The following is a 1,062-nucleotide window of genomic DNA, read 5'->3' as shown; positions in this document are numbered from 1 at the left end:
CGGCCAACAAACTGGATGTGATCCGTCTGGAAGGTCTGAGCGCTGCCGATGTGGTGCTGCGTCGTGAGTATGATGACCTGATTATCCAGATCAAGGACAGCGGCGAAACCCTGCGGGTCAGCTCGCACTTCAACACCAGCGCTCTCTACGGCTATAACATTGATCAGATACAGTTTGCCGATGGTACTGCACTGACCAATGAGCAGATCCGTACGGCTCTGCTGACCGGTACCGAAGTCGATGAGACCGTTACCGGTTATGAGTCGGCGGACAGCCTGTTCGGCCTGTCGGGTAACGACACCCTGAATGGCCGTGCCGGTGATGACATCCTCGACGGCGGCGATGGCCGTGACACCCTCAACGGTGAAGATGGCAACGACACACTGCTGGGCGGCGCAGGTAATGACACGCTTACCGGCGGCTATGGCAACGACACTCTGGAAGGCGGCAGCGGCAATGACTCGCTGGACGGTGGCTACGGTTCCGACACCTACGTGTTCCGCAAGGGCTCGGGTCAAGACACTATCAGCAACTATTCTTACAACGACACCACGACCAACAAGCTGGACGTGATTCGTCTGGAAGGGCTGAACGCTGCCGATGTGGTGCTGCGCCGTGAGTCCGATGACCTGATTATCCAGATCAAGGACAGCGGTGAAACCCTGCGGGTCAGTTCGCACTTCTACAGCAGTGCCATCTACGGCTATGGCATCGATCAGGTGCAGTTTGCCGATGGGGTGATCTGGAACAAAGAGAGTATCAGCGCCAATCTGTTCACACCTGTAGCGGTGAGTGCCTTGACTGTCTCCGGCACGGAGGTCGGCGAAACCCTCAGCGGAGGTGACGGTAACGATACGCTCTACGGTAATGGTGGAGACGATGTGTTGGAGGGGGGCTCGGGTAATGACCGTCTGGACGGTGGTGCCGGTGACGACACCTACCTGTTCGGCAAGGGCTCGGGTCAGGATACGATCTACTACGCCAACGAAAGCCGTGTCGGCAAGGTCGATACGATTCGGTTGGTCGACCTCAATGCAGCTGATGTCAGCGTTTCGCGAGACA

The 1,062-nt window shown here is 57.6% G+C and carries 1 protein-coding gene; it reads left to right on the top strand.

The annotated features are described in order from the left end of the window. The coding region (locus tag GE543_RS26985) for a calcium-binding protein (protein ID WP_306092886.1) at positions 1 to 1,062 on the top strand (1,062 nt) is incomplete at both ends.

This window comes from Pseudomonas sp. SZ57 (assembly GCF_009495975.1).
GTDB lineage: Bacteria > Pseudomonadota > Gammaproteobacteria > Pseudomonadales > Pseudomonadaceae > Aquipseudomonas > Aquipseudomonas syringae.
This window is presented reverse-complemented; position numbering and strand designations above follow the sequence as displayed.